Source organism: Streptomyces tauricus (assembly GCF_014650955.1).
GTDB classification, from domain to species: Bacteria; Actinomycetota; Actinomycetes; order Streptomycetales; family Streptomycetaceae; genus Streptomyces; species Streptomyces tauricus.
Map to the genome: position 1 here is coordinate 225013 of NZ_BMVY01000003.1, position 21337 is coordinate 246349.

The window sequence follows — 21337 nt, forward strand, 5'->3', positions numbered from 1 at the left end:
CGTGTCCGGGGCCAATGTGCCGCGGGCCCTAGTATCGCCCATACCTAACGGGTATACATGGCCTCTGACTCCGGGCGAAGGTGCCCGGCAGCCGGGTGTACCAGGGAGGAACCTATGCGGTGGATCCATGCCGCGGGTAGGGGGCTCCTGGTCGCGGCGGTCGTTCTGGCCGGTTACGTCACGTCCGGCACCCAGGGTGACGGGGCGCGCGGCGGCGGCCGGGGCCCGCTCACGCTGGCCACCGCCGGGGATCTCACCGGCTATCTGGAACCGCTGCTCGACGGCTGGAACCGTGATCATCCCGGCGAGAGGGTCACCCTCGTCGAACTCCCGGACTCCGCCGACGAGACCCACGCGCAGATGGCCACCGACCTGCGCGGCGGCGGCCGGAGCCGCTTCGACGTCCTGAACATCGACGTCGCCTGGACCTCGGAGTTCGCCGCCGCGGGCTGGATCTCCCCGCTGCCCGCGGACCGTTTCCCGCTCGACGGCTTCCTGCCGCCGGTCGTGGACACCGCGACCTACGACGGCCGGCTGTACGCCGTCCCCTACGTCACCAACGCGGGACTGCTCCTCTACCGCAAGGACCTCCTCGACAAGGAGGGCGTCGCCCCGCCGCGCACCTGGGCCGAGCTGGAGGAACAGGCGCGGACCATCGCTCCGGAGTACGGACTCGACGGCTACGCCGGCCAGTTCCTGCCCTACGAGGGGCTCACGGTGAACGCGGCCGAGGCGGTCTACTCGGCGGGCGGCTCCATCCTCGGCGACGAGGGCGAACGCGTCACCGTCAACTCGGCCGCGGCGCGCGAGGGCATCGGTTTCCTGGCCCGCGGAGTACGCGACGGCTGGATCCCGAAAAGGGCGCTGACGTACAAGGAGGAGGAGTCCAAGCAGGCCTTCCAGGACGGCCGCCTCCTCTTCCTGCGCAACTGGCCGTACGCCTATGTCGGCGCCTCCGCCGAGGGCTCGCCGGTCGCCGGGAAGATCGGCGCGGTGCCGCTGCCGGGGCCCGACGGACCGGGCGCGAGCGTGCTCGGCGGCTCGAACCTCGCGGTCGGCGCGCATACCCGGCACCCCGACTCCGCCGCCCGGCTCATCGCCTACCTCACCAGCGAGCGGACACAGCGCCAGGTACTCACCAAGGGCGCGCTGCCGCCCGTACGGGCCGCGCTGTACGAGGATCCCGAGCTGATCCGGCGCTTCCCCTATCTGCCGACGCTCCGCGCGAGCGTCCTCGCGGCGGCGCCACGCCCGAAGAGCCCGCGCTACGACCAGGTCAGCCTGGCCGTGCAGGCAGTGGTGCACGACGCGATGACCGGGCATCAGACGCCCGAGGCGGCGGTGCGCCGCCTGGCGCGCGAGCTGGCGGAGATCTCCCGCCGAGGCTGAGCCCGCCCGCCCCCTCTCGGCAGTTCATAGTTTCATGTTAGGTAACGCGCCCGTCTCATCTGGCGCCCTCGCGTGCTGAAAAGTACGGATATAGCAGCGCATACAGACCATCGACGCGCGGGACGTTCCCGCCTACTCGTTGACACTCGTGCGACATGCCTACTTAACATGCATGCATAACTGGAGGCACGCACAGACAGGTCAACGGGTGACGATCGACACGCACCACTGGTGGCGCGACGCAGTGATCTACCAGGTCTACGTCCGCAGCTTCCTCGACAGCACCGGCGACGGCATCGGCGATCTCGCCGGGGTACGCGCCGGACTGCCGTACCTGAAGAAGCTCGGGGTCGACGGGATCTGGCTGAGCCCCTTCTACCCCTCACCGCAGCAGGACCACGGCTACGACGTGGCCGACTACTGCGACGTCGACCCGCTCTTCGGCGACCTCGGCGAGTTCGACCTGCTGATGACGGACGCCCGGCGGCTCGGCATCAAGGTGCTCCTCGACATAGTCCCCAACCACTGCTCCAGCGAGCACCCCTGGTTCCGGCAGGCGCTCGCCGGGCCACCGGGCGGCGAGGACCGCGCCCGCTTCCACTTCGCCGACGGCCGCGGCCCCGACGGGGCGCAGCCGCCCAACAACTGGCACGCCATGTTCGGCGGCCCCGCCTGGAGCCGGATCACCGAGCCGGACGGCACGCCCGGCCAGTGGTACCTGCACATGTTCACGCCCGAGCAGCCCGACCTGAACTGGCGCAACCCCGAGGTCGGCACCCACTTCGACCACGTACTGCGCTTCTGGCTCGACCGGGGCGTGGACGGCTTCCGCGTCGACGTCGCCGCCGGCCTCTACAAGCACCCCGACCTGCCCGACTCGCCCGACCCCATGGCCGACGCCCGCACCCGGGACTCCGTCAACCCGCTCGCCTGGAACCAGCCCGAGGTGCACGGCGTCTGGCGGCACTGGCGGTCGGTGTGCCAGGAGTACACCGCGCGCGACGGCCGGGAGCGGCTGCTCGTCGGCGAGGTCTCAGTGCCCTCCGCCCGCGAACACGCCCACTACGTACGCCACGACGAACTGCACCAGGCCTTCTTCTTCGACCTGCTCAGCGCCTCCTGGAACGCCGACGCCTTCCGCAAGGTCATCTCCGAGGCCATGCAGGACATCGCGGGCACCGGCTCGACGGTCACCTGGGTCCTCAACAACCACGACCAGGTCCGCACCGTCACCCGCTACGGCGAACTGGGCACCGAGGGCAGCGGCCTGGGCGCCGCCCGCGCCCGCGCCGCCGCGCTGCTGATGCTGGCGCTGCCCGGCGCCGCGTACATCTACCAGGGCGAGGAGCTGGGGCTGCCCGAGGTCGTCGATCTGCCGGACGACGTGCTCACCGACCCGATCTACCGCCGTACCGGCAGCAGGGCCCGGGTCCGCGACGGCTGCCGGGTGCCGCTGCCGTGGTCGGGGCACGCCTCGCCGTTCGGCTTCACCACCGGCACCGAGAGCGCCAAACCCTGGCTGCCGCAGCCCGCCTACTTCGCCGAGTACGCCACCGACCGCGCCCTCGCCGACACCCGCTCCTTCTGGCACCTCTACCGCGACGGACTCCAACTGCGGGCCGGCATGCCCCAGTTGGGCGAAGGGCCGCTGCGCTGGCTGGACACCCCGCCCGGCGTCCTCGGATTCGTCCGCGGCGACGGCCTGGTGTGCGCCGTCAACTTCGGTACGGCGCCGACGCCCGCGCCGGTCTCCGGCACCCCCCTGCTGTCCAGCGGCCCCTGCGCGCCCGGCGTCCTGCCCGGCTCGACGGCCGCCTGGTGGATCAGCGACTGCACCAACCCCTGAACCGGCCGCACCGGCCGCTACCGCTCTCACGAAGGAACATCAACGATGATGCGACGACGTACCACCCTGCTCGCGAGCTGCACCGCCCTCGCCCTGTCCCTCGGTGCCACCGCCTGTGGAGGCGGCGATGTCTCCGCGGGCGGCGGCGACAAGCCGCTCAGCGGCCAGACGATCAACGTGGCAGGTGTCTGGTCCGGCAGCGAGCAGAAGAACTTCCAGAAGGTCCTGGACGCGTTCACCGAGAAGACCGGCGCCAAGACGCAGTTCACCTCCACCGGCGACAACGTCTCCACGGTCGTCGGCAGCAAGATAGAGGGCGGCAACGCTCCCGACGTGGTGATGGTCCCGCAGGTCGGCGTCCTCCAGCAGTTCGCGAAGGAGGGCTGGCTCAAGCCGCTGTCCACGACCGCCCAGAAGTCCGTCGACGCCAACTACGCCGACGTGTGGAAGAACTACGGCAGTGTCGACGGCAGCCTGTACGGCCTGTACTTCAAGGCCGCCCACAAGTCGACGGTCTGGTACAGCCCCGCCGCCCTCGACGAGGCGGGCGTCAAGACGCCGACGACGTACGACGCGATGCTGGCGGCCGGACGGACCGTCTCCGAGTCGGGCCTCGCGGCCTTCTCCGTCGCCGGACAGGACGGCTGGACCCTCACCGACTGGTTCGAGAACGTCTACCTCTCGCAGGCGGGCCCCGAGAAGTACGACGCGCTGGCCGCCCACGAGATCAAGTGGACCGACCCGACCGTGGTCGACGCCCTCACCACCCTCGGCAAGCTCTTCAAGGACAAGGAGCTGATAGCCGGCGGCCAGAAGGGCGCCCTGAACACCGACTTCCCCGGCTCCGTCGAGAAGGTCTTCGGACCCGAGCCCGCCGCGGGCATGGTCTACGAGGGCGACTTCGTGGCCGGTGTGGCCAAGGACCAGTTCGGCAGGAAGATCGGCGAGGACGCGGACTTCTTCCCCTTCCCCGCGGTCGGCGACGGCAAGGCGCCCGTGGTCAGCGGCGGCGACGCGGCGGTCGTCCTGAAGGACGGCAAGAGCCCGAAGGCCGCCATGGCGTTCCTGGAGTACCTCGCGACCCCCGAGGCGTCCGCGGTCTGGGCCGAGGTCGGCGGTTTCCTCTCCCCGAACAAGGAGCTCGACCTCGCCTCCTACGGCGACGACATCACCCGCGAGACCGCCAGGTCCCTGGTGGACGCCGGTGACTCGGTCCGCTTCGACATGTCGGACCAGGCCCCGGCCGCGTTCGGCGGCACCAAGGGCGCGGGCGAGTGGAAGCTCCTCCAGGACTTCCTGCGCGACCCGTCCGACCCGAAGGCGACCGCCGCCGCCCTGGAGAAGGCCGCCGCCAAGGCGTACCAGGACTGATCGCCATGACCTCCACAGATGTGAAAGACCGGAGAGACCAGAAAGAGGCGGGTCCGGCGCCCGCCTCGCAGGCCGACCGTGACCGCAGACGGCGCGCGCGGCACCGGGCCCGGATCATCGCCGTCGCGTTCGTCCTCCCCGCGCTGCTCCTGCTCGGCGCCCTCGTCGTCTACCCCGTGCTGTTCTCCGTGGGCCGCAGCTTCTTCGACGCCTCCGGCGACCGGTTCGTGGGCGGCGACAACTACACCGAGATGTTCCAGGATCCCGCCACGCTCAAGGCCGTCCGGAACACCGCCATCTGGGTCGTCATCGCGCCGACCCTGCTCACCGGTCTCGGCCTGGTCCTCGCCGTCCTGGTCGAGAAGGTGCGCTGGGCGACGGCGTTCAAGCTGCTGCTCTTCATGCCGATGGCCGTCTCCTTCCTCGCCGCGGGCATCATCTTCCGGCTCGCCTACGACGAGGACCCCGAGAAGGGCGTCCTGAACGCGGCCGTCGTCTCCGTGCACGACGCGTTCAAGGACGCGTCGTCCTACCCGACCGCCCGCGCCCGCGACGGCCAGGGCCTGACGAAGGGCGCCGACGGCTCGTACGGTACGAGCGCCGGCGCCTCCCCGGGCGACACGGTCGGGCTCGGTCTGGTCGGCGTACGCGCCGAGGACCTTCCGGTGGACGCGCGGCCCGCGCTCCCGGCGGCGACACGGAAGGCGTCCGCCGACGAGCTGCGTGGTGTCGTCTACCTGGACTTCACCCGCGGCGGGGGAGGCAAGCAGGGCGAGGTCGACAAGGCCGAGAGCGGGCTGCCGGGGATGGCCGTAGAGGCGGTGCGCGACGGGAAGACGGTCGCGAGCACCACCACCGCGGCCGACGGGTCGTTCGGATTCGGCGACCTGGACCCCGGCTCGTACACCGTGCGGCTGCCCGGCTCCAACTTCGCCCCGCCGTACGAGGGGATCTCCTGGCTGGGACCCGCGCTGGTCACGCCCGCCATCATCGGCGCCTACCTGTGGATCTGGACCGGCTTCGCCATGGTGCTGATCGGGGCCGGGCTCGCCGCGCTGCCGCGTGACGCGCTGGAGGCGGCCCGGATGGACGGCGCGAACGAGTGGCAGATCTTCCGCCGGATCACCGTGCCGCTGCTCGCACCCGTCCTCACCGTGGTCTTCGTGACCCTGGTGATCAACGTGATGAAGGTCTTCGACCTCGTCTACATCATCGCGCCGGGGCCCGTGCAGGAGGACGCCACCGTGCTCGCCACCCAGATGTGGCTCGTGTCCTTCGGCGGCGGCAACAACCAGGGCCTCGGCAGTGCGCTCGGCGTCCTGCTCCTGCTCCTGGTGATCCCCGCCATGGTCTTCAACGTCCGCCGCTTCCGAGGGAGTCAACGATGAACGCGCTCAGGCGGGGGCTCGGCAACAGCCTGGTCCAGGCGTTCCTGGTGGTGATCGGCCTGGTCTGGCTCACCCCGCTCGCCGGGCTCTTCCTGTCGTCGCTGCGGTCCGCGCAGGACACCGCGACGGGGGGCTGGTGGACCGTGCTGACCAGCCCTCGGCAGCTGTCCTTCGACAACTACTCGGCGCTGCTGGGCAATTCGGGGATGACGCGGGCGTTCTGGAACACCGTGCTGATCTCGGTGCCGACGACCTTGCTGGTCGTCGTGATCGCCGCGCTCGCCGGGTACGCGTTCGCGTGGCTGGACTTCCCGGGGCGGGACACCGTGTTCCTGGTCGTGGTCGCGCTGCTGGTGGTGCCCGTGCAGATCGGGCTGCTGCCCGTCGCCAAACTCTTCGGGCAGCTGGGGCTGTTCGGCACGATTCCCGGGGTCATCCTTTTCCACGTCTCGTACGGGCTGCCGTTCGCGATCTTCCTTCTTCGGAACTACTTCGCGGAGATGCCCAAGGAGATGCTGGAGGCCGCGCGGATGGACGGGGGCGGGGAGTGGCGCATCTTCACTCGGCTCGTGTTGCCGGTGGGGCGGCCGGCGCTTGCGAGCCTCGCGATCTTCCAGTTCCTCTGGGTGTGGAACGACATGCTGGTCGCGCTGCTTTTCGCGGACAGTTCCGCGCAGCCGTTGACTGTTGAACTGCAGTCGCAGATACGGCAGTTCGGGAGCAATATCGATGTGCTCGCGCCGGGGGCGTTCTTGTCGCTGGTGGTGCCGGTCGCGGTGTTCTTCGCGTTCCAGCGGCACTTCGTGCAGGGGGTGATGGCGGGCTCGGTCAAATAGCCGAATTCCCCTCGCTCCCGCCGCCCTTACCCAACCCGTCACCACATGGGGGCTGCGCCCCCCTCGCCCCCGCTGCGCAGTTCCCCGCGCCCCTAAAGACCGCCCCCAGGGGCGCGGGGAACTGCGCAAAGGGGGGCGAGGGGGCGCAGCCCCCTTCGTGGACGGGAACGGGTAGGGGCGGCGGGGGCGAAGAAAGGCCCTGCCGCCCCCGCCCGTCAGGGGGAAGCCGGGGGGTACAGGGCGCGCGGCAGCTGGGACGCAGCCGCCACGTCCAGGAGCCACAGCGTGCGGGCCCGGCCCTGCGCCCCGGCCGCCGGCGCCTGAACCTCCCCCGCACCGGAGAGCGCGATCGCCGCAGCCTCCGCCTTGTCCTCACCCGCGGCGAGCAACCACACCTCCCGCGCCGCCCGGATCGCGGGCAGCGTGAGCGTGACACGCACAGGCGGCGGCTTGGGCGCACCGCGCACCCCCACCACCGTCCGCTCCGTCTCACGGACAGCGGGCAGCTCGGGGAAGAGGGACGCGACATGCGTGTCCGGTCCGACGCCGAGCATCAGCACGTCGAAGGAGGGGACCTGACCGTGGTTCTCCGGCACGGCCGCCGCGGCGAGTTCCGCCGCGTAGGCCTCCGCCGCCGCGTCCACGTCGGACCCCCAGGGGCCGTCCGACGCGGGCATGGCGTGCACGCGCTTCGGGTCCAGCGGTACCGAGTCGAGGAGTGCCTCGCGGGCCTGGGTGACGTTCCGCTCGGGGTCGCCCTCGGGCAGGAACCGCTCGTCGCCCCACCACAGGTCGAGCCGGCTCCAGTCGACGGCGTCCCGCGCGGGCGCCGCCGCGAGCGCGGCCAGCAGGCCGTTGCCGTTGCGGCCACCGGTCAGTACGACCGAGGCGTGACCGCGGGAGGCCTGCGCGTCCACGACCTTCGTGATGAGCCGGGCCGCGGCGGCCTGGGCCATCAGTTCCTTGTCGCGGTGGACGACCAGCTGGGGAGTGCTCACTGCGGGTCCGCCTTCTTGACCGGGGGCATCTGGGCGGGGGTGGGGCGCCCCGAGTCCCCCTCGCCTGCCGAAGCCGAAGCCGATGCCCCGGCCGGCTTCGCGGCCTGCTCCGAGGAGTCGTGCACCGGGCGGACGGGAAGTTCGCCCGGCGTCCACGTGGCCGCCTCCGGCCGCTGCGAGGCCGACTGGATGCCGCCCAGCCGGTCCACGCCGAACCGCAGCGCGGACGCGTACGTGTCGTCCGGGTCGAGCCGGCGCAGTTCCTCCGCGAGCAGCTCGGACGTCTCGCGGCGCTTGAGCGCCACCGCGCGGTCCGGCTGGCCGGGCAGCGCCAGCGTGGCCATCGCCCCGTCCGAGCGGTGCAGGGTGATGGGGCCGCCGGTCGTCTCCAGGCGGACCTGGGTCAGACCGGGACCGGCGGACACGGCACGACGGACGTGCACGTGGAGGCGGTCGGCCAGCCACATGGCGAGCAGTTCGACGCTCGGGTTGGCCTCCTCGCCCGCCACCTCGACGGAGACGACCTCGCAGTCGACCTGGTCGAGGGCGGCGGCCAGCATGGAACGCCACGGGGTGATCCGGGCCCAGGCCAGGTCGGTGTCGCCCGGCTCGTAGCTCTCGGCGCGGGCCTTCAGCTCCTCGACGGGCTTCTCCGCCGCGTAGCTGTCGGTGACCCGGCGCTGGCCGAGGGCGCCCAGCGGGTCGTCGGCGGGGTCGCGGGGCGCGTCCGCCGACCACCAGACCACCACCGGGGCGTCCGGCAGCAGCAGGGGCAGGACGACGGACTGGGCGTGGTCCGAGACCTCGCCGTACAGGCGCAGGATGACCGTCTCACCGGTGCCCGCGTCCGCGCCGACCCGTACCTCGGCGTCCAGCCGTGACTTCGTGCGGTCGCGGGGTGAGCGCGAGACCCGCTTGATGACGACGAGGGTGCGTGAGGGGTGCTCCATCGAGGCGTCGTCGGCGGCCTTGAGGGCGTCGTAGGCGTTCTCCTCGTCGGTGACGATGACGAGGGTGAGCACCATGCCGACGGCCGGGGTGCCGATCGCCCGGCGGCCCTTGACGAGCGCCTTGTTGATCTTGCTGGCCGTGGTGTCCGTGAGATCTATCTTCATGGCCGACGCCAGCTCCGTCCGTCTCGCTCGAGCATTTCGTCGGCCTCGACGGGCCCCCACGTGCCCGACTGGTACTGCGCGGGCTTGCCGTGCTTGTCCCAGTACTCCTCGATCGGGTCGAGGATCTTCCAGGACAGCTCGACCTCCTCGGTGCGCGGGAAGAGGTTCGAGTCGCCGAGGAGGACGTCGAGGATCAGCCTCTCGTACGCCTCGGGGCTCGACTCCGTGAACGACTCGCCGTACGCGAAGTCCATCGAGACGTCCCGGATCTCCATGGAGGTGCCGGGCACCTTGGAGCCGAAGCGGACCGTGATGCCCTCGTCGGGCTGGACGCGGAAGACGATCGCGTTCTGGCCCAGCTCCTCCGTGGCCGTGTGGTCGAAGGGGGAGTGCGGGGCACGCTGGAAGACGACGGCGATCTCGGTGACCCGGCGGCCCAGGCGCTTGCCGGTACGGAGGTAGAAGGGGACGCCCGCCCAGCGGCGGTTGTCCACCTCGACCTTGATCGCCGCGTAGGTGTCGGTCTTCGACTTCGGGTCGATGCCGTCTTCCTGGAGGTAGCCGACGGCCTTCTCGCCGCCCTGCCAGCCCTCGGCGTACTGGCCGCGGACCGTGTTCGCGCCCAGGTCGGCGGGCAGCCTGACCGCGCCCAGCACCTTGGTCTTCTCGGCGGCGAGCGCGTCCGCGTCGAAGGAGGCGGGCTCCTCCATGGCAGTGAGGGCCATCAGCTGGAGCAGGTGGTTCTGGATGACGTCACGGGCGGCGCCGATGCCGTCGTAGTAGCCGGCCCGGCCGCCGATGCCGATGTCCTCGGCCATCGTGATCTGTACGTGGTCGACGTACGACCGGTTCCAGATCGGCTCGAACATCTGGTTCGCGAAGCGCAGCGCCAGGATGTTCTGGACCGTCTCCTTGCCCAGGTAGTGGTCGATGCGGAAGACCTGGTCCGGGGCGAAGACCTCTTCGACGGTGGTGTTCAGGTCCTCGGCCGACTTGAGGTCGTGGCCGAACGGCTTCTCGATGACCGCGCGCCGCCAGGAGCCGCCCGTCTGGTCGGCGAGGCCGTGCTTCTTCAGCTGCTGGATGACCACCGGGAACGCGGACGGCGGCACGGACAGGTAGAAGGCGAAGTTGCCGCCCGTGCCCTGTGCCTTGTCCAGCTCCCCGATGGTGTCGCGCAGCCGCTCGAACGCGTCGTCGTCGTCGAAGGTGCCCTGGACGAAGCGCATCCCCTGGACGAGCTGCTGCCAGACCTCCTCACGGAACGGCGTGCGGGCGTGTTCCTTGACGGCGTCGTGGACCTCCTGGGCGAAGTCCTCGTTCTCCCATTCGCGGCGCGCGAAGCCGACGAGGGAGAAGCCCGGCGGCAGCAGGCCGCGGTTGGCAAGGTCATAAACAGCAGGCATGAGCTTTTTACGGGACAAATCGCCCGTGACCCCGAAGATGACGAGGCCCGACGGCCCCGCGATACGCGGGAGCCGTCGGTCCGCCGGGTCACGCAGCGGATTGCTGCTTGACAAGATTTCAGCCCTCCGAGGGGGCGAGGCGCTGGAGCTCCGCCTCGGTCGACTTGAGCAGGTCGTTCCAGGCGCCCTCGAACTTCTCGACGCCCTCGTCCTCCAGAAGCTGGACCACTTCGTCGTACGAGATGCCGAGCTTCTCGACCGCGTCGAGTTCGGCGCGGGCCTGCTCGTACGTACCGGTGACGGTGTCGCCGGTGATGTTCCCGTGGTCCTCGGTGGCGAACAGGGTCGCCTCCGGCATGGTGTTCACCGTGTTCGGCGCGACCAGGTCCTCGACGTACAGGGTGTCCTTGTAGGCCGGGTCCTTGACGCCGGTCGAGGCCCACAGCGGACGCTGCTTGTTGGCCTGCGCCTTGTCCAGGGCGGCCCAGCGGTCCGAGGCGAAGACCTCCTCGTACGCCTGGTAGGCGAGCCGCGCGTTGGCGAGACCGGCCTTGCCGCGGGCGGCCTTGGCCTCGTCGGTGCCCAGCGCGTCAAGCCGCTTGTCGATCTCGGCGTCCACCCGGGACACGAAGAACGACGCCACGGAGTGGATCTTGGAGAGGTCGAGGCCGGCGGCCTTGGCCTTCTCCAGACCCGACAGGTACGCGTCCATGACCAGGCGGTAGCGCTCAAGGGAGAAGATCAGCGTGACGTTGACGCTGATGCCGCGCGCGATCGTCTCGGTGATCGCGGGCAGGCCCGCCATGGTCGCCGGGATCTTGATGAGCGTGTTCGGCCGGTCGACGAGCCAGGCGAGCTGCTTGGCCTCGGCGACGGTCGACTTGGTGTTGTGCGCGAGGCGCGGGTCGACCTCGATCGAGACCCGGCCGTCCTGCCCCTGCGTCGCGTCGAAGACCGGACGCAGGATGTCGGCGGCGTCACGGACGTCCGCCGTCGTGATCATGCGGATGGCCTCTTCGACCGTGACCCTGCGGGCGGCGAGGTCGGAGAGCTGCTGGTCGTAGCCGTCGCCCTGCGAGATCGCCTTCTGGAAGATCGACGGGTTGGTGGTGACGCCCACGACGTGCTGCTGGTCGATCAGTTCGGCGAGGTTGCCGGACGTGATCCGCTTGCGCGACAGGTCGTCCAGCCAGATCGCGACGCCCTCCTCGGAGAGGCGCTTGAGTGCGTCTGTCATGGAAAATGCATCTCCTACGTGTCGTATGTCAGCGTCAGCTGTCAGCGTCAGCGCTGGGCTGCGGCGATCGATTCCTTGGCGACGTTCGCGACGTTCTCGGCAGTGAAGCCGAACTCCTGGAAGAGGACCTTGCCGTCGGCCGAAGCACCGAAGTGCTCCAGGGAAACGATGCGGCCCGCGTCCCCGACGAAGCGGTGCCAGGTCAGACCGATACCGGCCTCGACCGCGACCCGCGCCTTCACGGACGGGGGAAGCACCGAGTCCCGGTACCCCTGGTCCTGCTCGTCGAACCACTCCACGCACGGCACGGACACGACCCGCGTCGGGGTGCCGGCGGCCTGGAGCTGCTCACGCGCCTCTACGGCCACATGGACCTCGGAGCCGGTGGCAAGGAGGATGACCTCGGGCTCGGCGCTCTGCCCGTCGGACCCCTCGGCCTCGAAGAGCACGTAAGCGCCCTTCGTGACGTCCTCGTTGGCGTCGTACGTCGGAACACCCTGGCGGGTCAGCGCGAGACCGTGCGGGTTGCCCTTGCCGAAGACCTTCGTGTAGCGGCGCAGGATCTCGCGCCACGCGATCGCGGTCTCGTTGGCGTCGGCCGGGCGCACGACGTTCAGGCCCGGGATGGCGCGCAGCGAGGCCAGGTGCTCGACCGGCTGGTGGGTCGGGCCGTCCTCGCCCAGACCGATGGAGTCGTGCGTCCACACGTACGTCACCGGCAGGTGCATCAGCGCGGACAGACGCACGGCGTTGCGCATGTAGTCGGAGAACACCAGGAAGGTGCCGCCGTAGATACGGGTGTTGCCGTGCAGCGCGATGCCGTTCATCTCCGCGGCCATGGAGTGCTCGCGGATACCGAAGTGGATCGTGCGGCCGTACGGGTTTGCCTCCGGCAGCGGGTTGTCCGCCGGGAGGAACGACGACGTCTTGTCGATCGTCGTGTTGTTCGAGCCCGCGAGGTCGGCGGAGCCGCCCCACAGCTCGGGGATGACCGCGCCGAGGGCCTGGAGGACCTTGCCGGACGCGGCACGGGTGGCGACACCCTTGCCGGTCTCGAAGACGGGGAGCTTCTCCTCCCAGCCGGCCGGCAGCTCGCCCGCGGCGATGCGGTCGAACTCGGCGGCGCGCTCCGGGTTGGCGGTCCGCCACGCGGCGAAGCCCTTCTCCCACTCGGCCTTGGCCTCACGGCCGCGGTCGAGCGCCTTGCGCGCGTGCGCCAGCACCTCGTCGGCGACCTCGAAGGACTTCTCCGGGTCGAAGCCGAGGACCCGCTTGGTGGCCGCGACCTCGTCGTCGCCGAGCGCCGAGCCGTGCGCGGCCTCGGTGTTCTGCGCGTTCGGGGCGGGCCAGGCGATGATCGAGCGCATCGCGATGAACGACGGCTTGTCCGTGACCGCCTTCGCGGCCTCGATCGCCGCGTACAGGGCGACCGGGTCGAGGTCGCCGTTCTCCTTCGGCTCCACGCGCTGGACGTGCCAGCCGTAGGCCTCGTACCGCTTGGCGGTGTCCTCGGAGACGGCCGTCTCGGTGTCGCCCTCGATCGAGATGTGGTTGTCGTCCCACAGCAGGACCAGGTTGCCGAGCTTCTGGTGGCCCGCCATCGAGGACGCCTCGCCGGAGATGCCCTCCTGGAGGCAGCCGTCACCGGCGATCGCGAAGATGAAGTGGTCGAACGGGGAGGTGCCGGGGGCCGCCTCCGGGTCGAACAGACCACGCTCGTAGCGGGCGGCCATCGCCATGCCCACCGCGTTGGCGACACCCTGGCCGAGCGGCCCGGTCGTCGTCTCCACACCGGTGGTGTGCCCGTACTCGGGGTGTCCGGGGGTCTTCGAACCCCACGTCCTGAACGACTTCAGGTCGTCCAGCTCCAGGCCGAAGCCGGCCAGGTACAGCTGCGTGTAGAGAGTCAGGGACGAATGGCCGGCGGACAGCACGAAGCGGTCGCGGCCGGTCCAGTCGGCGTCCGCCGGGTCGTGCCGCATCACCTTCTGGAAGAGGGTGTACGCGGCGGGTGCCAGACTCATCGCCGTACCCGGATGGCCGTTACCGACCTTCTGTACGGCGTCGGCGGCCAGGATGCGGGCGGTGTCGACCGCCCGCTGGTCCAATTCGGTCCACTCGATGTCTGTTGTGGTCGGCTTGGTGCTCACCCTGGGTCAGGGCTCCTCTCCACATGTTGCACATGTCGAATGCCGGTGCACGTGGCGCCCACCGGCTCGCTGTCGAGCCTACCCCCGTGGCAACGCGCATTTTTTCGAGTCATTCCAGACTGCCGGGACTTGTCCTCTTCCGCCTCCCGACCGGCGGGTTCCGTATTCGGCAAGTGAATACGGAGCCGCTCATCCGACTGCTCAATCCGCGGCCGATCAGTCCTTCGCGGGGCCCTTTCAACACGACCTGACCCCCGCGAGGGCCGGGGTCTGGGCAACGTCTACAGTGGCGTGGTACGCGCGAGCCTTTACCGGGAGTTCACACCCGGGGCTCGCTGGGATGTCTCTGTCAGGGGTGTGCGTGACGGCCGTTGAATCCCGTCCAGCGGGAGTGCTCGGGACGAGTCAGGGCACGAACCACCGGCCGTTCGGGGCCCGGGTCAAGGCGTTCGTCGCTCTCACGAAGCCACGGATCATCGAACTGCTGCTGATCACCACCGTGCCGGTGATGTTCCTGGCGCAGCAGGGGGTGCCCGACCTGAAGCTGGTGCTCCTCACCTGCCTCGGCGGCTACCTCTCCGCCGGTGGCGCCAACGCGCTGAACATGTACATCGACCGCGACATCGACGCGCTCATGGAACGTACGTCGCAGCGCCCACTGGTCACCGGCATGGTGAGCCCCCGTGAGTGCCTGGCCTTCGGCATCACGCTCGCCGTGGTGTCCACGCTCCTGTTCGGGCTGACCGTCAACTGGCTGTCGGCCTGGCTGTCGCTCGGAGCCCTCCTCTTCTACGTCGTCGTCTACACGATGATCCTCAAACGGCGTACGTCGCAGAACATCGTCTGGGGCGGGATCGCCGGCTGTCTGCCCGTCCTCATCGGCTGGTCGTCCGTCACGAACTCCATGTCGTGGGCGCCGGTCATCCTCTTCCTCGTCATGTTCTTCTGGACGCCGCCGCACTACTGGCCGCTGTCCATGAAGGTGCGCGAGGACTACGCGCGCGTGGGCGTGCCGATGCTGCCGGTCGTCGCCTCCAACAAGGTCGTCGCGCGGCAGATCGTCCTCTACAGCTGGGCCATGGTCGGGGTCTCCCTGCTGCTCACCCCGCTCGGCTACACGGGGTGGTTCTACACCGTGGTGGCCGTGGTGACCGGGGGGTTCTGGCTCTGGGAGGCACACGGGCTGCAGTCGCGGGCCAAGGGTGGGGCCGTGGGGGCGAAGCTGAAGGAGATGCGGCTGTTCCACTGGTCGATCACTTACGTGTCGCTGCTCTTCGTGGCCGTGGCTGTGGACCCCTTCCTGCGCTGACGCGCGGTCTTTCTGTCGGGGCGGCTGAGGTGCGTTGTCGGCCGGCCGGCCGGTGGGGGTTGCCCGCGCAGTTCCCCGCGCCCCCAGAAAAACAAAGACTGCGCCGTTCCCCGCGCCCCTAAAGACATAAAGACTGCGCCGTTCCCCGCGCCCCTTAGGGGCGCCCCCGGAAGCGCAGTCTGGCTACCCGTCGGTAGCATCTGGGCATGGCAGACATCAAGCAGACGGCGAAGCTCGCCAAGCAGATCTCCTCGTTCGCCGAGGCTCATGGCGGGGCCGAGGGGCAGATCGCGTATCTCGGGCAGAAGGGTGCCCGGATCGTCCTCGTGGGGGAGGACGGTGAGTGGGGCGACCTCGTGGCCCCCACCTACGCCCTCGCCGAGGAAGCCGTGAAGCAGTCCGGCATCACCGTCCACGAGGACTTCGACGGCGACTTCGCCAACAAGGTCAGGACGGGCCCGTACGAGTGGACCCGCATGGCGGGCATCCAGCTGGGCGGCCCCAGCAACGGCTGACCGCGTCCGAAGGGGCGCGGCCGGCCACGACGCACCCGCACCCCCGGACGTACCTCCCCCGTTAAGCCCTGCGGCCAGGCGGAGCCACACGTGGGGGAGGTCCGGATGATCGAAACGCCGTCGCTGGTGGACCAGTACTGCCACGGCGTGCTGCGGACGGAGCTGGGCCTCGGCACCTTCGAGGCCCACCTGGCCCGCGGCGAGGGCCTGCCCGCCGCCGGCACCACCTTCTTCGACACCCAGACCGGCTTCGCCGTACGCCGCTGGTGCCCCCCGCTGCTCGGCCTCGAACCCCACTGTCCGCCCGCCCACTACCTGGCGCGCCGCCGGGAGCTCGGTGTCCTGGAGGCGGGGCGCAAGCTGCTGCGGGGGAGCGGCATCACGACGTATCTGGTCGACACCGGGCTGCCGGGCGATCTGACCGGACCCGGCGAGATGGCCTCCACGGGAGCCGCCGACGCCCACGAGATCGTCCGTCTCGAACTCCTCGCCGAGCAGGTCGCCGACACCTCCGGCACCGTCGAGTCGTTCCTCGCCAACCTCGCCGAGTCGGTGCACGGGGCCGCCGCGACCGCCGTGGCCTTCACGTCGGTGGCGGGCGTACGGCACGGACTGGCGCTCGCGCCCGAACCGCCGGGACCCGGCGAGGTGCGGGGCGCGGCCGGCCGCTGGCTGGCGGGCCGCCGGGTGGGCGGCGCGCTGAGCGACCCGGTGCTGCTCAGACACCTGCTGTGGATCGCCGTCGCCTCCGGCCGGCCGCTCCAGTTGCACGCGGGGCTCGGCGAGCCGGGACTGCGTATCGACCGCACCGACCCCGTCCTGCTCACCGACTTCGCCCGCGCGACGGCCGGGCTCGGCACCGATCTGGTCCTGCTGCACGGCTACCCGTACCACCGGCACGCGGCGCATCTCGCCGGGGTGTTCCCGCATGTGTACGCCGATCTGGGCGCGGCGCTCGTGCGGACCGGCGCGCGGGCGGCGGGCGTGCTCTCGGAGATCCTGGAACTCGCCCCGTTCGGCAAGCTCCTCTTCTCCAGCGGGGCCCATGGACTGCCCGAACTCCATGTGGTCGGCGCACGTCTCTTCCGCGAGGCGCTCGCCCGGGTACTGGGCGCCTGGGTGGCCGAGGGCGCCTGGTCGCCGGGCGACGCACAGCGGGTGGCGGGACTGATCGCGGCGGGCAACGCGAAGCGGGTGTACGGGGTGGAGTGAGGTGTACAGACTGTACGTATGACTCGCAGCGACGCGACCGACCGGCTCCTCGACCGCTTCCGCACCGAACTGCGCGACCTCGACCCCCTGGCCGTGTGGGCCCACGGTTCGCTCGGCTCCGAGGGCGGTGACGACTACCAGGAGGGCCGCAGCGACCTGGACCTGATCGCCGTCCTGGAAGGCCCGATCACCGCGAGGACGGTCTGGCGGGTGGCCCGGCTGCACGCCCGCCTGCGCGACGAACCGCTCGTCGCCAAGCTGCACTGCAGCTATCTGACGCCCGCCACCGCCGCCGATCCCGGGCGGCGGCACCTCACCTGGGCGCATCAGCAGCTCTTCGCGCGGCCCGTCACGCCGGTGACCCGGCGCGAGCTGCACGCCTTCGGGCTGGTGCTGTCAGGCGAGCGGCCCGACACCCTGCTGCCGCCGGTGACGGACGACGAACTCGCCGCGTTCGTCGTGCGGGACCAGCGGGACTTCTGGCGACGCGAGGTGGACCGCGTCGCCAACTGGACCGAGGACGCCTGGGTCGACGTCGGGATGACCACCCACGCGCGTGCCGCGACCACGGTGAAGGACGGGCGGCTGATCACCAAGCGCGAGGCCCTGGACCTGCTGCCCGATCTGGGCGCGCCCGTCGAGGTGGTCGCGGACATCAGACGGCGCCGGTACGACGAGCCGGAGGCGCCCGCGCCTGCCCAGGGGTGGACGGCCCGCAGAGGGCAGCTGACCAGGGAATACCTCGGCCCGGCGATCGACCGGCTGGTGGCCGCGTACGGGTGACCCGTGTCCGTGCCCGTGACGGGTCGGTCAGGTGCGGCTCAGGGCCGACTCCGTCGACTGGCCCGGCAGGTCCGCCACGGTCTCCGGGCGTTCCCGCAGTGCCAGCAGGACGCGGAGCGTGGCGATCCACACCAGGCAGGAGCCGAACATGTGGAGGCCGACCAGGACCTCCGGCAGGTCGGTGAAGTACTGGACGTAGCCGATGGCGCCCTGCGCGAGGAGCACCAGGAAGAGGTCGCGGGTGCGGTGCAGGGGGCCGCGGGGCGCGTCGACGGCCTTCAGGACGAACCACAGGGCGAAGGCCAGCGTCACCACGATCCAGGCCAGGACGGCGTGCAGCTTGGTGACGTTCTCCCAGTTCAGCGGAATGCGGTGGACCTCGCTGGAGTCACCCGCGTGCGGGCCGGCGCCGGTCACGACCGTGCCCACCGCGATCAGCAGGACGGTGGCGGCGACCAGGATCCAGCCCAGCTGCCGCACCGGCTTGCCGACCAGCGGGCGGGGTGAGTCGTCACCCTCCCGGGTGCGCTGCCACATCACCGTGGCGACGGCGATCAGCGCGGTGGACAGGAGGAAGTGGGCGGCGACCGTGTACGGGTTCAGGCCCACGAGGACGACGATCCCGCCGAGGACCGCGTTGCTCATGACGACCCAGAACTGCGTCCAGCCGAGCCGGGTGAGGCTGCGGCGGTACGGCTTCTGCGAACGCGCGGCGATGATCGCCCAGCCGACGGCGGCGCACAGGACGTACGTCAGCATGCGGTTGCCGAACTCGATGACGCCGTGCACGCCCATCGCGCTCGTCGTGGTGAGCGAGTCGTCGGTGCACTTGGGCCAGGTCGGGCAGCCGAGGCCCGAGCCGGTCAGCCGGACGGCACCACCGGTGACCACGATCAGTACCGCCATGACGAGCGCGGCGAGAGCGGCGCGCCGGACCGTCCGGGGTGAGGGGGTCCAGCGCCCTGCGATGAAGGCGAGCGGGTTGCGCACGGCTTGAGCGGCGTCCGCTCGGGTCACGTTTGGCACGGGCTCCATCGTAGGGGGCCGCTTGTGCACGCGTTCACGAGGCCCCTCCGGACCGCCGCGTGCCGTCACTCCCAGCGGAAGAACCTCCCGGCCGCCGCCAGGCCCACGACGGCCCACACGGCCAGGATCCCGAGGTTGCCCCAGGGCATCCCGGCCCCGTGCTGGAGCACGTCCCGCAGGCCCTCCGAGAGGGCCGAGATGGGCAGCAGACCGAGGACGTCCTGCGCTCCCTGCGGGAACTTGTCCAGCGGGACGATCACGCCGCCGCCGATGAGCAGCAGCAGGAAGACCAGGTTCGCGGCGGCCAGCGTGGCCTCCGCCTTCAGCGTCCCCGCCATCAGCAGACCGAGCCCCGAGAACGCCGCCGTGCCCAGGACGAGCAGGAGCAGCACCGCGAAGGGGTTGCCGTGCGGGGACCAGCCCAGCGCGAGGGCGATCACCGTCACCAGGACCACCTGGAGGATCTCCGTGACCAGCACGGAGAGCGTCTTGGCCGTCATCAGGCCCCAGCGGGGCAGCGGCGAGACCGCGAGCCGCTTCAGCACGCCGTAGCGCCGCTCGAAGCCCGTGGCGATCGCCTGACCGGTGAACGCGGTCGACATCACGGCCAGCGCGAGGATCCCGGGTGCCAGGAAGTCGACGGCCTCGCCGTCGCCCGTGTCGACGATGTCCACCGCGCTGAACAGCACGAGCAGCAGCGTCGGGATGATCACCGTCAGCAGCAGCTGCTCGCCGTTGCGCAGCAGCATCCTCGTCTCCAGCGCCGCCTGCGTCACGATCATGCGGGGCAGCGGGGCCGCGCCGGGCTTCGGCGCGTAGGTGCCCGCGGCCGTCGACCGGGCGTCCGCCGACGGCCCCGGGCCCGTCGTTTCCGCGCTCATCCGCGCAGCTCCTTACCGGTCAGCTCCAGGAAGACGTCCTCCAGGGTGTGCCGCTCCACGGAGATCTTCTCCGGCATCACCCCGTGCTGGGCGCACCAGCTGGTGACCGTGGCGAGCAGCTGCGGGTCGATCTTGCCGCCCACCCGGTACGAGCCCGGGGTCAGCTCGGCCGCCGTGGAGTCCGCCGGGAGGGCCTTGAGGAGGGAGGCCACGTCCAGGCCGGGGCGCCCGCCGAACCGCAGGGTGTTCTCGGCGCCGCCGCGGCACAGCTCCTCGGGGGAGCCCTGGGCGATGACCCGGCCGGCGTCGATGATCGCCACGTCGTCGGCGAGCTGCTCGGCCTCGTCCATGTGGTGCGTGGTCAGGATCACCGAGACGCCGTCGGCGCGCAGCTCGCGTACGAGTTCCCAGGTGGCCCGGCGCGCCTGCGGGTCGAGGCCAGCCGTCGGCTCGTCCAGGAAGACCAGTTCGGGGCGCCCGACGACGGCCATGGCGAGCGCGAGCCGCTGCTGCTGGCCGCCCGACAGCCGCCGGTAGGTGGTCCGGCCGCAGCTGCCGAGGCCCAGGCGTTCGATCAGCGCGTCCACGTCCAGCGGATGCGCGTGCAGTGCGGCCATGTGCCGCAGCATCTCGTCGGCGCGGGCGCCGGAGTAGACGCCGCCGGACTGGAGCATCACGCCGATCCGGGGGCGCAGGGCCGAGGCCTCGCGCACCGGGTCCAGGCCGAGCACCCGGACCGTTCCGGAGTCGGGGCGCCGGTATCCCTCGCAGCTCTCGACGGTGGTCGTCTTGCCCGCGCCGTTGGGTCCGAGTACGGCCGTGATGCCCGCCCGGGCCACCAGATCCAGGCCGTCCACGGCGGTCTTCCCGCCGTAACGCTTCACCAGACCGCTGACCTGGACGACGGGGTCACTTCGCATGGGCGGCCTCACTTCGCATGGTCGCCAAGTCTAGGGACGGCCGGGTGGGTGCCGACGGGCGGGGCGCGTCACGAGCGGCCCGGGACGGTGCGCGGGACGGACACGTCATTGGTGATCCACTCCTCGCGCGAGCGGTGCGTCGCGAGCCACCGCTGCGCGTAGGCCACCGCGTCCACCAGCGGGAACAGCCGTGTGTCGGCCGCGCCCACCCGGCCCCGTACGACGGGACGGTCCCGTTCGAAGTCGGCGCCCAGGGTGTCGAACTCGTCCGAGCTGATCGCGACCTCCGTGACCGTCTCCCAGCGGGGCCCCTCCGGCGTGAGGACGGGCCGTCCCACCTCGACGCGGGGTGCGGGTATCCGGTACTCGGCGAGGTGGAAGCCGGTGCAGGAGTCGTAGCCCGCGCCGAGCAGCAGGACCCGGGCGCCCCTCTCCTCCAGGCGCGCCAGCGGGCTGCGCTCGCCCAGCCGGCAGTCCGGCGCGTGGCCCTCGACGATCGCCCCGGCGGCCGGGCCGACGGCCGCGAAGGAGGTCTGCGGGTGCGCGCTGCGCAGGGCGCCGGGCCAGCAGCGCAGGGTCTCCGGGACCACGCCCACCCCGCGCGAGGGCGTCACGAGCGGGTCGTACGCGGGCATCGTGGCGCGGATCGTCGGCCACCACTCCTCGGGCACGGGCGGGCTGCTCCACAGGGCCGGGTCGGAGAGGTGGCCGGACTGGGTGGGGACCACGAGTGTGCCGTCGGGGCCGAGGGCGTCCAGGAGCCCCTGGACGACGGCGACCGCGCCGCCGTTGACCCATCCGAGGGAACGGAGTGACGAATGTACGAGGAGCGTCTCGCCGGGGCGTACGCCCAGTGCGCTCAGGTCCGCGGCGAGGGTGGCGCGCGTGACGAGAGGGCCGGTGGGAGGGGGTGTCGGCATGGTTCGCCAGTCTTGCCGACGGCCCCCGGCCGTGC

At 71.0% G+C, this 21337-nt stretch carries 18 protein-coding genes; 9 read left to right on the top strand and 9 right to left on the bottom strand.

Features of this window, described 5'->3' with window-relative positions; genetic code table 11:
- Positions 1–114 precede the first annotated feature (114 nt).
- The 5 genes from IE278_RS08075 (at position 115) to IE278_RS08095 (ending at position 6830) form a co-directional block, all read left to right on the top strand.
- A complete protein-coding gene (locus tag IE278_RS08075; RefSeq protein WP_189770209.1) occupies positions 115–1389 on the top strand; it encodes an ABC transporter substrate-binding protein in 1275 nt (424 codons plus the stop codon).
- A 172-nt stretch (positions 1390–1561) separates the two neighbouring features.
- Positions 1562–3235 (top strand): glycoside hydrolase family 13 protein, encoded by a 1674-nt coding sequence (locus IE278_RS08080; protein WP_189770210.1) that lies wholly within the window; start codon positions 1562–1564, stop codon positions 3233–3235.
- A 45-nt stretch (positions 3236–3280) separates the two neighbouring features.
- Positions 3281–4606: an ABC transporter substrate-binding protein gene (locus IE278_RS08085; RefSeq protein ID WP_189770211.1), complete on the top strand. Its 1326-nt coding sequence runs from the start codon at positions 3281–3283 to the stop codon at positions 4604–4606.
- Between the two features lie 5 nt (positions 4607–4611).
- Entirely contained in the window at positions 4612–5994 is a 1383-nt protein-coding gene (locus IE278_RS08090; RefSeq protein WP_189770213.1) for an ABC transporter permease, read from the top strand.
- Complete coding sequence (locus IE278_RS08095; RefSeq protein WP_189770215.1) at positions 5991–6830, top strand: carbohydrate ABC transporter permease; 840 nt, start codon at positions 5991–5993, stop codon at positions 6828–6830. Before IE278_RS08090 ends, IE278_RS08095 begins: the two co-directional genes overlap by 4 nt.
- A 215-nt stretch (positions 6831–7045) precedes the next feature.
- Here the strand turns inward: IE278_RS08095 and pgl are convergent, their stop codons facing one another.
- The 5 genes from pgl to tkt are packed head-to-tail and all read right to left on the bottom strand — an operon-like array spanning position 7046 to position 13736.
- Entirely contained in the window at positions 7046–7828 is a 783-nt protein-coding gene (gene pgl / locus IE278_RS08100) for a 6-phosphogluconolactonase (protein ID WP_189770217.1), read from the bottom strand.
- Positions 7825–8943 (bottom strand): glucose-6-phosphate dehydrogenase assembly protein OpcA, encoded by a 1119-nt coding sequence (opcA, locus tag IE278_RS08105; protein ID WP_189770220.1) that lies wholly within the window; start codon positions 8941–8943, stop codon positions 7825–7827. Before opcA ends, pgl begins: the two co-directional genes overlap by 4 nt.
- The gene (gene zwf / locus IE278_RS08110) at positions 8940–10463 is read right to left on the bottom strand and encodes a glucose-6-phosphate dehydrogenase (RefSeq protein ID WP_189770223.1); all 1524 of its coding nucleotides are present in this window, start codon (positions 10461–10463) and stop codon (positions 8940–8942) included. The genes opcA and zwf overlap by 4 nt, the downstream gene beginning before the upstream one ends.
- Positions 10464–10467: 4 nt before the next feature.
- The gene (gene tal / locus IE278_RS08115; protein ID WP_189770225.1) at positions 10468–11586 is read right to left on the bottom strand and encodes a transaldolase; all 1119 of its coding nucleotides are present in this window, start codon (positions 11584–11586) and stop codon (positions 10468–10470) included.
- 47 nt (positions 11587–11633) lie between these two features.
- Complete coding sequence (tkt, locus tag IE278_RS08120; protein ID WP_189770227.1) at positions 11634–13736, bottom strand: transketolase; 2103 nt, start codon at positions 13734–13736, stop codon at positions 11634–11636.
- A 355-nt stretch (positions 13737–14091) separates the two neighbouring features.
- Between tkt and IE278_RS08125 the strand changes: the two genes are divergently transcribed.
- The 4 genes from IE278_RS08125 to IE278_RS08140 all read left to right on the top strand — a co-directional run bounded on the left by IE278_RS08125 (position 14092) and on the right by IE278_RS08140 (position 17555).
- On the top strand, positions 14092–15045 hold the full coding sequence (locus IE278_RS08125; RefSeq protein ID WP_189770507.1) for a heme o synthase: 954 nt from the start codon (positions 14092–14094) through the stop codon (positions 15043–15045).
- 206 nt (positions 15046–15251) lie between these two features.
- Positions 15252–15560 (top strand): hypothetical protein, encoded by a 309-nt coding sequence (locus IE278_RS08130; protein ID WP_189770229.1) that lies wholly within the window; start codon positions 15252–15254, stop codon positions 15558–15560.
- 105 nt (positions 15561–15665) lie between these two features.
- Entirely contained in the window at positions 15666–16772 is a 1107-nt protein-coding gene (locus IE278_RS08135; RefSeq protein WP_189770231.1) for an amidohydrolase family protein, read from the top strand.
- 18 nt (positions 16773–16790) lie between these two features.
- Complete coding sequence (locus tag IE278_RS08140; RefSeq protein ID WP_189770233.1) at positions 16791–17555, top strand: nucleotidyltransferase; 765 nt, start codon at positions 16791–16793, stop codon at positions 17553–17555.
- A gap of 27 nt (positions 17556–17582) precedes the next feature.
- Here IE278_RS08140 and IE278_RS08145 read toward each other — a convergent pair whose 3' ends face one another.
- The 4 genes from IE278_RS08145 to IE278_RS08160 form a co-directional block, all read right to left on the bottom strand.
- Positions 17583–18590: a COX15/CtaA family protein gene (locus IE278_RS08145; RefSeq protein ID WP_189770235.1), complete on the bottom strand. Its 1008-nt coding sequence runs from the start codon at positions 18588–18590 to the stop codon at positions 17583–17585.
- Between the two features lie 56 nt (positions 18591–18646).
- Positions 18647–19462 carry an ABC transporter permease gene (locus IE278_RS08150; RefSeq protein WP_189770237.1) on the bottom strand — a complete coding sequence of 272 codons (816 nt, stop codon included), beginning with the start codon at positions 19460–19462 and terminating at the stop codon, positions 18647–18649.
- Positions 19459–20382 carry an ABC transporter ATP-binding protein gene (locus IE278_RS08155; protein ID WP_189770239.1) on the bottom strand — a complete coding sequence of 308 codons (924 nt, stop codon included), beginning with the start codon at positions 20380–20382 and terminating at the stop codon, positions 19459–19461. The genes IE278_RS08150 and IE278_RS08155 overlap by 4 nt, the downstream gene beginning before the upstream one ends.
- 68 nt (positions 20383–20450) lie before the next feature.
- The gene (locus IE278_RS08160) at positions 20451–21302 is read right to left on the bottom strand and encodes an AAC(3) family N-acetyltransferase (protein WP_189770242.1); all 852 of its coding nucleotides are present in this window, start codon (positions 21300–21302) and stop codon (positions 20451–20453) included.
- Between the last annotated feature and the right edge of the window lie 35 nt (positions 21303–21337).

What these genes read in the sequence shown, in the direction of transcription:
- IE278_RS08075 (WP_189770209.1), top strand. Translation starts at nt 115, where the DNA reads ATGCGGTGGATCCATGCCGCGGGTAGGGGGCTCCTGGTCGCGGCGGTC.
- IE278_RS08080 (WP_189770210.1), top strand. Translation starts at nt 1,562, where the DNA reads ATGCATAACTGGAGGCACGCACAGACAGGTCAACGGGTGACGATCGAC.
- IE278_RS08085 (WP_189770211.1), top strand. Translation starts at nt 3,281, where the DNA reads ATGATGCGACGACGTACCACCCTGCTCGCGAGCTGCACCGCCCTCGCC.
- IE278_RS08090 (WP_189770213.1), top strand. Translation starts at nt 4,612, where the DNA reads ATGACCTCCACAGATGTGAAAGACCGGAGAGACCAGAAAGAGGCGGGT.
- IE278_RS08095 (WP_189770215.1), top strand. Translation starts at nt 5,991, where the DNA reads ATGAACGCGCTCAGGCGGGGGCTCGGCAACAGCCTGGTCCAGGCGTTC.
- opcA (WP_189770220.1), bottom strand. Translation starts at nt 8,943, where the DNA reads ATGAAGATAGATCTCACGGACACCACGGCCAGCAAGATCAACAAGGCG.
- tal (WP_189770225.1), bottom strand. Translation starts at nt 11,586, where the DNA reads ATGACAGACGCACTCAAGCGCCTCTCCGAGGAGGGCGTCGCGATCTGG.
- IE278_RS08130 (WP_189770229.1), top strand. Translation starts at nt 15,252, where the DNA reads ATGGCAGACATCAAGCAGACGGCGAAGCTCGCCAAGCAGATCTCCTCG.
- IE278_RS08135 (WP_189770231.1), top strand. Translation starts at nt 15,666, where the DNA reads ATGATCGAAACGCCGTCGCTGGTGGACCAGTACTGCCACGGCGTGCTG.
- IE278_RS08140 (WP_189770233.1), top strand. Translation starts at nt 16,791, where the DNA reads ATGACTCGCAGCGACGCGACCGACCGGCTCCTCGACCGCTTCCGCACC.
- IE278_RS08145 (WP_189770235.1), bottom strand. Translation starts at nt 18,590, where the DNA reads ATGGAGCCCGTGCCAAACGTGACCCGAGCGGACGCCGCTCAAGCCGTG.
- IE278_RS08150 (WP_189770237.1), bottom strand. Translation starts at nt 19,462, where the DNA reads ATGAGCGCGGAAACGACGGGCCCGGGGCCGTCGGCGGACGCCCGGTCG.
- IE278_RS08155 (WP_189770239.1), bottom strand. Translation starts at nt 20,382, where the DNA reads ATGCGAAGTGACCCCGTCGTCCAGGTCAGCGGTCTGGTGAAGCGTTAC.
- IE278_RS08160 (WP_189770242.1), bottom strand. Translation starts at nt 21,302, where the DNA reads ATGCCGACACCCCCTCCCACCGGCCCTCTCGTCACGCGCGCCACCCTC.